We start from the raw sequence: 9748 nt of genomic DNA on the forward strand, positions 1-9748 counted from the left end.
GGTGAGCGCCTTCCGGGGCAGCTGTGGCCGATCAGGGCCGTTGCGCGTCTCGGTCAGCGCGGTCTCGTAGTAGCGGTCGAGCGAGTCGAGGGTGTACGCCCACGCGTCGCCCTCGTTGGGGACGAAGCCCTGCAGCAGCGCCAGCGTCAACGGCTCCCCACGCTGGCGTCGGTACTCCAGCACGCCCGCCAACGGCGGGGTGTGTTCGAAGCCGACCCGTTCGGTGAGGAACCGCCCGATCTCGAGGTCCGGGTTGATGCCCGGCTCCACACGGCGGAAGAGCTTGAGGATGAGACGCTGCCCGTACAGCACCGACGTGTTGGACTGCTCGGCGCGGACCACCGACGGTTCCAGTTGGTCGGTGCCTGTCCGCAGCTGACGGAAGGCCCGCGCCGGGGTTGCCTGGACCTCGCCGTGCGCCGCGGAGATCTTGCGGCGGCGACCGACCATCTCCAGCAGAGCCTCGGCGAACTCACGCTTCCACATCGCGTCGAACAGCACGCCGCTGTCACCCTTCCCGCCACGGGGGCGGACCCGGGCGAGCACCGCGGTGGGGATGTCGGCCAGCACACGGTCCTCGTACTGCTGGTCGACGAACGCCACGGGCAAGGCGTAGGTCTCTGGCTCCCCCTCGGTGTATTGGACGCGGATGATGACCAGCTCGCAGGCGCCGTTCTCGACCGGGATCGACACGCTCTCCTCGACCGTGATCACCTGAACGGTCCGGGCTTTCCCCCCGAACCAGCGACGCTCCGCGAGGATCGCCGGCAGCACCCGTTCCACCGCGGCGGTCGTGCGGCCACGGAACAGGCTCTGCCACGGACCCGCGGTGGTCACGACCGGTACGTCGCGCTCCTCGGCAGCCACGCTGGGTGCAGGTTCCGCCTGCTGGCCGCGGTACCCAACGGCGATCTCCTCGCGGGTGTGGTCGATCGTGAACCAGTAGAAGCTGTGCGGCCCGAGCGTCAGGAAGTAGGGCAGCTCCCCGATCGAGGGGAACGGCGTGCGGCCGAACATCTCCACCGGGGTGGCCCCCCGGTAGTCGGACAGGTCCAGCTGGACCGCCTGCGTGAAGCGGCTGAGGTTGGCCACCACCAGGACCCGCTCGTCGCCGTACGCACGGACGAACGCCAACACCTTCGGGTTGTCGGGGAACAGGAACTCGATGGTCCCCCGACCGAACACCCGGTGTCGCTTCCGCAACGCGATCAGGCGTTTCATCCACCACAGCAACGACGACGGGTTGGCCTGCTGCGCCTCGACGTTCACCGTCTCGAAGTGGTACTCGGGGTCGATGATGATCGGCAGGTACAGCCGCTGCGGGTTGGCGCGCGAGAACCCGGCGTTGCGGTCCGACGACCACTGCATCGGGGTTCGGACGCCGTTGCGGTCGCCGAGGAAGATGTTGTCGCCCATACCGATCTCGTCGCCGTAGTACAGGACGGGCGTGCCGGGCATCGAGAACAGCAAACCGTTCAGCAGCTCGATCAAGCGGCGGTTGTTGCCCAGGAGCGGTGCCAACCGCCGACGGATGCCGAGGTTGACCCGCATGTGTTCCTCGCGGGCGTACGCCCGGTACATGTAGTCGCGTTCCTCGTCGGTGACCATCTCGAGGGTCAGCTCGTCGTGGTTGCGCAGGAACACCGCCCACTGGCAGGCCTCGGGGATGTCGGGCGTCTGCTGCAGGATGTCGATGATCGGGAAGCGATCCTCCATCCGCACCGCCATGAACAGCCGAGGCATCAGGGGGAAGTGGAAGTTCATGTGGCACTCGTCGCCGTCACCGAAGTAGGTTGCGGCGTCCTCCGGCCACTGGTTCGCCTCGGCGAGCAACATGCGGTTGTCGTGCGTGGCGTCGAGGTGCTTGCGCAGGTCCTTCAGGACCTGGTGGGTCTCGGGGAGGTTCTCGCAGTTGGTGCCTTCCCGCTCGACGAGGTACGGGATGGCGTCCAGGCGCATCCCGTCCACACCCATGTCCATCCAGAAGTCGAGGACCTCCTCCACCGCCGCCATGACCTCGGGGTTGTCGTAGTTGAGGTCGGGCTGGTGGGAGTAGAACCGGTGCCAGTAGTAGGCGTCCGCACCACGGTGCCACGTCCAGTTCGACGATTCGAAGTCCTGGAAGATGATCCGGGCGTCCTCGTAGCGCTGAGCGGTCTTGCTCCACACGTAGAAGTCACGGTGGCTGCTGCCGGGCGGCGCCGCCACCGCCCGCCGGAACCACGGGTGCTCGTCGGAGGTGTGGTTGATGACCAGCTCGGTGATCACCTTCAGTCCACGGCGGTGGGCCTCGCGCAGGAACCTCTTGAACTGCCGCAGGTTGCCGTACGAGGGGTGCACCGAGGTGTAGTCGGCGATGTCGTAGCCGTCGTCGCGCAGCGGCGACGGGTAGAACGGCAGTAGCCACAGGGCGGTGACGCCGAGGTCGCGGAGGTAGTCGAGCTTCTCGGTCATCCCGGCGAAGTCCCCGATGCCGTCCGCGTCGCTGTCGTGGAAGGCGCGAACGTGCAGCTCGTAGATGACCGCGTCCTTGTACCACAGCGGATCGTCGTCGAACCCGCCGTGTCCGTCGAGCATCCGGGCCGTCATCGGTAGGTCGCGAAGTCGCGCTCGGTCCGGTGCTGCGGCAGCACGCGGAACACGTGCGCGGGCACGTCCGGAGACAGCTGCACGAAGTTGGCCGAACCCTGCCAGGAGTACCGCGCACCGGTCAGCAGGTCGTGGGCTTGGAACGCCTCGCCATCGTCCAGGCCGAGATCGTGCAGGTCCAGGTGGGTCCAGCCCGACTGCATGTTGTGCGGATCGGTGTTGACCACGCACAGGATGACGTCGCTCAGATCGGGCGTGGACTTGGAGTACACGAGCATCGCCGGGTTGTCGATCGTGTGGAAGTGAAGCCGACGATCTGCGTGCAGGGCTGGATGGTCGCGACGGATCCGGTTCACGCGGGCGATCAGATCGCGCAGCGACCCTTCCGCATCGAGTTGCCAGTGGCGGACTTCGTACTTCTCGGAGTGCAGGTACTCCTCCGACCCCGGCCGGATCGCGACGTGCTCCTGCAACTCGAACGCCGGGCCGTAGATGCCGTAGTTCGCCGCGAGCGTTGCGGCCAGGATCAGCCGCTGCACGAACGCCGGGCGCCCGTTGTACTGCAGGTACTCGGTCAGGATGTCGGGGGTGTTGGGCCAGGCGTTGGGCCGGAAGTACTCGACCAGGTCCGTCTGGGTCAGTTCGGTGAAGTACTGCTGCAAGCTCCACGCATCGTTCCGCCACGCGAAGTAGGTGTAGGACTGGGTGAACCCGAGCTTGGCGAGCTGAGCCATCACCTTCGGTCGGGTGAACGCCTCGGACAGGAAGATCACGTCCGGGTGATCGCGCCGGATCTCGGTGATGCACCACTCCCAGAACGGGAACGGCTTGGTGTGCGGGTTGTCAACCCGGAAGACCCGCACGCCCTGGTCGATCCAGAAGGTGAAGATGCTCTTCAGCTCCTCCCACAGTGCCTGCCAGTCCTCGGTCTCGAAATCGAACGGGTAGATGTCCTGGTACTTCTTCGGCGGGTTCTCGGCGTACTGGATCGTCCCGTCGGGGCGGTGCAGGAACCACTCAGGGTGCTCACGGACGTACGGGTGATCCGGTGAGCACTGGAAGGCGACATCCAGAGCGAGTTCCAACCCGCGATCGCGGCAGGCCTGGGCCAGCTTCGCGACGTCCTCCACCGTGCCGAGCTCAGGGTGCACCGACTTGTGCCCACCATCGTGGGAGCCGATCGCCCAGGGGCTACCGACGTCGCCCTCGTCGGCGACGGGATAGTTGTCGCGGCCCTTCCGCGCTGTCTCGCCGATCGGGTGGATCGGCGGGAGGTACAGGACGTCGAAGCCCAGTGCCTCGACGTACGGCAGGCGGTCGATCACGTCCTGGAGGGTGCCGTGCCGGTCCGGATCGGGCGACGCCGACCGCGGGAACATCTCGTACCACGCGCTGTGGCGGGCGCGTTCCCGGTCCACCCAGACCGGCAGCAGGTACGGGTAGGTGGTCGCGAACCGCTTCGGCCCGTGGCGCCGCATCAGGATCGCCAGCTCCTCGTGCAGCGCCGCCTGCGCACGCTCCCACATCGGGGCGTCCCCGCTGAGGCGGTCGGCGTACTCCTGTAGCCGGTCGCCGTCCGCCCCGTCGGCACCGGCGACGGCCTCGTCGATCAGGTTGGCTCCGATGAGCAGATCGATGCCGACGTCCTGGTCGGCTGCGACACGTTTCTCCAGGTCGTGCACCCACGTCTTGAACCGGTCGACCCACCCGACGATGGCGTACTCGTAGAAACCCAGTTCGGTGACCGTGAACCGCGCCTGCCAGCGATCGTTGCCGAGGGCCTCCATGGCCACGTCGTGCCAGGGGCCGTGGTTGGGTTCGCGCCGGTCCGTCCCAACCGTCCTCCACCGCACATCGCACGAGATCTCGTCGTGGCCGTCGGTGAACACGTCCGCCTCGACCACGACGTCCTCACCGACCGTGCGCTTCACCGCGTACCGACCCAGGCCCACCCGCGGCGTGACGCCTTCGATGACCACGCGACTGCGACCCTCGTGGCCCTCCTCCGTCCTGTCATCCGGGGCCGCAGGCGTGGCGGCGCGACTCAACATGCACCTCCCTTGGGTGCGGACGGGATGCCCGCCGGCCACTGTAGGCAGGCGGCTCCGGACTCGCCGGGGACCGCCCCGACCATCGCCCCGTCCGTCCGTCGGTGGGTGCCAGCGCGTCAGCCGACGCGCTACGGGACGTGCGGTGCCCGCCGCCCGCGCTTCAGCTGTGCAGCAGGATCCGCGATGGTTCCTCGACCAGCTCCCCGACGTACGACACGAACCGGCCTGCGTCGCCGCCATCGGCGATGCGGTGGTCGAAGGCGACCGTGAGCGTCACCGTCCGGCGCACCGCCAGCGCCCCGTCCACCACCCAGGGCCGCTCCTTGGTCGCTCCGACGCCGAGGATCGCAGCCTCGGGGTGGTTGATGATCGGGTCGGCGATGTCGTTCCCGAGCGACCCGTAGTTGTTGACGGTGAAGGTCCCACCGGTCAGGTCCTCCGGTCCGATCGAGCCGTCCCGGGCGGCCGCTGCCAAGCGGGTCAGCTCGCGCGCCAGTTCGAGGGTGGAACGCCGGTGGGCGTCGTGAACCACCGGAACCAGCAGGCCCCGGTCGGTGTCGACCGCGATGCCGAGGTGGATGGCCTCGAACAGGCGGATCTCGTCGGCGTCTTCGTCGAGGAACGCGTTCAGGATCGGGAACCTCCGCAGCGCCAGGACCGTGGCGCGCGCCACGACCGTGAAGGCTGTGATCCGGCCGCTGTGACCCTCCGAGCGCGCCGAGCGGGTCAGCCGGTCGGCCAGCTCCCACGTCGCCGTGCAGTCGACCGTGACGGACGCCGACGCGTGCGGGATGGTGGTCCGTGACCGGATCATCTTCTCGGCGATGCGTTTTCGGATCCCCGACAGCCCGATCACGTCACCCGGCGCACGCCCCCGGAAGCCGAGGTCCGCCGTCACCCCGCCGATGCGGTGCGCGACGGCCTGGGACGCCTGCTCCGTCTCGGAGGCCTGCTGCGCCTGGGGAGCCTGCTGCGCCTGGGGCCCGCCACCGGCCGCCTGCGCGGCGGCGCGGACGTCGTCGCGGGTGACGATGCCGTCCTTGCCCGAGCCGGGAGCGATCGCTGCCAGGTCGACGCCGAGGTCCCTGGCGAGCTTGCGCACCGGCGGGGGGGCCAGGGGCCGCTGCGATCGCGAGGAGGGGTCGCCGTCCCCACCGGGGCCGGTGGGTCGCTTGCGGATCGCGTTCCGCCGCCGCCGCGTCGCCGATCCCGCCGCGGCGCCGTACCCCACCAGCACATCGGTGTCCTGAGCGTCGTCTGGGGCGTCGTCTGGGGCGTCGTCTGGGGCGCCGGCCTCCGGGCCCGCCTCGGAGCCGGCCGTCGCGGGTCCGTCGGCCACCTCGAGCTGGTCGTCGACGCCCTCTGGGACGTCGGCTGCCGCGGCGACCTCCTCGACGTCGATGCGGATCAGCGGCTCACCGACCGCGAGCTCATCGCCGACAGCGCCGAAGCGCTCGACGAGCGTCCCCGCGAACGGGCACGGCACCGACACCGTCGCCTTGGCGGTCTCGAGATCACAGATGTCCTGGTTCAGCTCGACGTGGTCCTCGACGTCGACGTGCCAGGCGACGATCTCTCCCGATTCCAAGCCCTCGCCGAGGTCGGGGACGACGAAATCGCGGATCTCACCCATGCGCTCGCTCCCATCTAGCGTCTGCGGTCGATCACCGAACTCCCGCCCTCTCTCCTCGCAGGTCGCCTGCAGACGCTCCGTGCAGCATCCGTCTAGAAGGACAGCGACTGGTCGACGACGTCCAGGATGCGATCGACGTCGGGCAGCCAGAACTGCTCGAGCTTCGCCGGTGGGTAGGGGGTGTCGAACCCGGTGACGCGGAGCACGGGCGCTTCGAGGTGGTAGAAGGCCATCTCCTGCACCCGGGCGGCGATCTCGGCGCCCATCCCCAGGGTCATCGCCGCCTCGTGGACCACGACGCACCGGCCGGTCCTCCGAACCGACGCGACGACGGTGCGCTCGTCGAGCGGGTTGAGCGAGCGCAGGTCCACGACCTCGACGCTCGCGTCGAGCTCGTCGGCGGCGGCGCCCGCAGCCTCGGTCGCCGTCCGCACCATCGGCCCGTACGCGACCAGCGTGACGTCGCTGCCCTCGTGACGGACGACCGCCTGGTGCAAGGGCCGCGGGTCCTCCACCGGCAGCTCGCAGTCCTCCTGCATCCAGTACCGCCGCTTGGGTTCGAGGAACACCACCGGGTCGGGGTGCTGGATCGACTGACGCAACATCGTGTAGGCGTCCGACGGGGTGCTGGGGGTCACCACCTTCAGCCCGGCTGTGTGCACCCAGTAGGTCTCTGGGCTCTCCGAGTGATGCTCCACGGCACCGATGCCACCCCCGTAGGGGATGCGCACCGTGACGGGGATGGTCACCGTTCCCCGCGAGCGGTTCCGGTACTTGGCGATGTGGCTGACCAGCTGCTCGAACGCCGGGTAGGCGAACCCGTCGAACTGGATCTCGGGGACCGGCTTGAACCCGTACAGCGCCAAGCCCAGCGACGTGCCCAGGATCCCCGACTCGGCCAGCGGCGTGTCGAAGCAGCGCTCCTGGCCGAAACCGTCCTGCAGCTTGTCGGTGACGCGGAAGACGCCACCGAGCCGGCCGACGTCCTCCCCGAAGACCAGCACCCGGTCGTCTGTCGTCATCTCGTCGTGCAGTGCCCGGTTGAGAGCCTGCGCCATCGTCACCGTGGCCACGTTCAGCGCTCCTCGGCGGCCTCGAGTTCGGCCCGCAGCTGTTCACGCTGGCGCTCGAGGTGCGGTGGGGGCTCGACGTAGACGTGCTCGAAGAGCTCGAGCGGGTCGGGGTGAGGCGCGTCGTAGATCTGCTCGCGGACGTGTTCGGACTGTTGCCTGGCCTGCTCCTCGACGTCGTCGGCGAAGGCGTCCTCCCACAGGTCGCGGCGCTTGAGGAACGTCTCCATCCTCGAGATGGGATCGAACGTCGCCCAGTACTCCAGCTCATCGCGCGTGCGGTACCGGGTCGCGTCGTCGGAGGTGGTGTGGGCCTCCATGCGGTAGGTCAGCGCCTCGATCAGCGTCGGGCCCTCGCCCACGCGGGCCCGTTCCACCGCCCACTTGGTCACCGCGTACGACGCGAGGACGTCGTTGCCGTCCAGCCGCCGCCCCGGCATCCCGAACCCCACGCCCTTGTGTGCGATCGACGGGGCGTGGGTCTGCTTCGACAGCGGGACCGAGATCGCGTACTGGTTGTTCTGGCAGAAGAAGACACACGGCGCCTGGAACACCCCCGCGAAGTTCAACGCCTCGTTGGTGTCGCCCTCCGACGTGGCACCGTCACCGAAGTAGATCAGCGCGACGATCGGGTTGTCGTCGAGCCGCGCGCCCATCGCGAACCCCACGCCGTGCAGCGTCTGGGTCCCGATCGGGATCGTCATCAACGCGAAGTTGAACTCGTGCGGGTCGTGGTCGGACAGCCACGTCCCCCGGTACATGTGCAGCGTCGCGGCCGTGTCGATCCCGCGGGTGATGCCGGCTGCCAGCTCCCGGTAGGACGGGAAGATCCAGTCATGCTCCGCCAGCGCGTAGGCGCTACCGACTTGCGCGGCTTCCTGGCCGCGGCACGACGCGTAGACCCCGAGCTGGCCCTGGCGCTGCAGGTTGATCGCTTCTTGGTCGACGCGGCGTGCCACGACCATGTGGCGGTACAGGCGCCGGAAGTCCTCGTCTTTCAGGTCCAGCGGGTAGTCGTCGTGCTCGTGGAACACCCCGTCGCGGTCGAGGAGCTGCACCGGCTCGAGGTTGGGCAGCAGCTCCCGCGGATCGACGTCGGGATTGATCAGCGATCGAAGGTCGGGACCTTCGTGAGCTGGCTCGGGAGCGTCCTGCAAGGCCGCATCGCCAGGCTGGTGGGCGTGGCCCGCGGCCTTCTCGTTGGTCGCCACCTGCGGTCCTTCTGCCGTAGCGTCGAGGCGGCGGATTGGCCCGTCCAGCCGGGCCGTGCGGCGTGCCGCGGCTCACGCTGCCGAGCCTATCCGGTGCGCGGATCGTGGCGTCGGGGCGGGGGTAGCATCCCGTCCGGCTGTCAGCATCCGTTGGGCTATCCACGTGTCAGACGACGTCCGGGGCGTGGCGGTCGCTCGGGGCGACGCAGTCGCGGAGCGCCGCGGAACCCACGAGAGCGCCGCGGCGGTGACCTTCTCGGTTATGTGGGCCATCGCGGTCCTATTCCACATCTTCAGCGGACCGATGCGCTTCGAGGCCTTCCCCGAGCCTACGGCGCTGGGGGTCAACCTCTTGGCGCTCGGGGGCGTCGCCGTCGCGGTCCTATTCAGATCACGCGATCCCCGGCTGTTCGTCTTGTTGGCGGCGCTGCAGCTGTCGAGCGTGTGGCTGGAGACGCCGCGTCTGGGCAACCACTGGTTGGTCGGCGGCTTCGTCAGCCTTGCCGTGCTGGCGTCCGCGGCCTCGGTCTGGTGCAGGGATCGGCGCCTGACCGCTGCCGAGCTGTTCCACACGTTCGCGCCGGCGGCCCGCTGGATCCTGCTGGTCTTCTACGCCTTCGCCGCCTTCGCGAAGCTCAACCAGGACTTCCTGGACCCGGCCGTGAGCTGCGCGACGTTCTTCGCCCAGGAGTCGCTGGCAGTCTTCGGCCTGGATCACCTCGTGGCTGGCGGGGTGTCCCGGGCCGTGATCGCCGGGACGATCCTCGTGGAACTCGCGGTTCCGGTGATGCTGGTTGTGCGCCGTACCCGCACCGTCGGTGTGGTGCTGGCCGTCGGGTTCCACACGCTGCTGGCGGCCGATCTCGCCCACCCGTTCTTCGACTTCTCGTCGCTGCTGCTCGCGCTGTTCGTCCTGCTCCTCCCGCCCGGCTTCGCCGGCTGGCTGCGGTCCAAGGTCACGGCCCGCGGTCGGGCGGGTCGTCTCCTGGAGGCGGGCGCACACCTGATGATCGTGGTCGTCGCCGTCCTGCTGCTGGCCGCGCTCGGGCCGACCAACCGGGGCCTGGCCGTGCTGACGCTGGCGGGGCCTACCTCCTGTGGTTCGCCTACGCGGCGGTGTGCGTGCTCGTCGTCGTGATGCACGTGCTGCTGCACCGACCGGCCGCGGAGTCAGGCTTGTTCGCCCTCCCCAGC

6 protein-coding genes are annotated in these 9748 nt (G+C 69.0%); 1 reads left to right on the forward strand and 5 read right to left on the reverse strand.

Annotation, left to right across the window (positions count from 1 at the left end):
* The 5 genes from treS to pdhA form a co-directional block, all read right to left on the reverse strand.
* On the reverse strand, positions 1 to 2589 hold a 2589-nt coding region (treS, locus tag M3N57_06525; GenBank protein ID MDP9022345.1), incomplete at its 3' end, for a maltose alpha-D-glucosyltransferase.
* On the reverse strand, positions 2586 to 4640 hold the full coding sequence (locus M3N57_06530) for an alpha-1,4-glucan--maltose-1-phosphate maltosyltransferase (protein MDP9022346.1): 2055 nt from the start codon (positions 4638 to 4640) through the stop codon (positions 2586 to 2588). The genes treS and M3N57_06530, both read right to left, overlap by 4 nt.
* A 160-nt stretch (positions 4641 to 4800) precedes the next feature.
* A complete protein-coding gene (locus tag M3N57_06535) occupies positions 4801 to 6273 on the reverse strand; it encodes a 2-oxo acid dehydrogenase subunit E2 (GenBank protein ID MDP9022347.1) in 1473 nt (490 codons plus the stop codon).
* A 92-nt stretch (positions 6274 to 6365) separates the two neighbouring features.
* Positions 6366 to 7331 (reverse strand): alpha-ketoacid dehydrogenase subunit beta, encoded by a 966-nt coding sequence (locus M3N57_06540; GenBank protein ID MDP9022348.1) that lies wholly within the window; start codon positions 7329 to 7331, stop codon positions 6366 to 6368.
* A gap of 17 nt (positions 7332 to 7348) precedes the next feature.
* Positions 7349 to 8554 carry a pyruvate dehydrogenase (acetyl-transferring) E1 component subunit alpha gene (gene pdhA, locus M3N57_06545; protein ID MDP9022349.1) on the reverse strand — a complete coding sequence of 402 codons (1206 nt, stop codon included), beginning with the start codon at positions 8552 to 8554 and terminating at the stop codon, positions 7349 to 7351.
* Positions 8555 to 8717: 163 nt separating this feature from the next.
* On the opposite strand from pdhA, the gene M3N57_06550 reads away from it, so the two are divergent.
* Positions 8718 to 9692: an HTTM domain-containing protein gene (locus M3N57_06550; GenBank protein MDP9022350.1), complete on the forward strand. Its 975-nt coding sequence runs from the start codon at positions 8718 to 8720 to the stop codon at positions 9690 to 9692.
* Positions 9693 to 9748 lie beyond the last annotated feature (56 nt).

The sequence above is a fragment of the Actinomycetota bacterium genome (assembly GCA_030776725.1).
Lineage (GTDB): Bacteria > Actinomycetota > Nitriliruptoria > Nitriliruptorales > JAHWKO01 > JAHWKW01.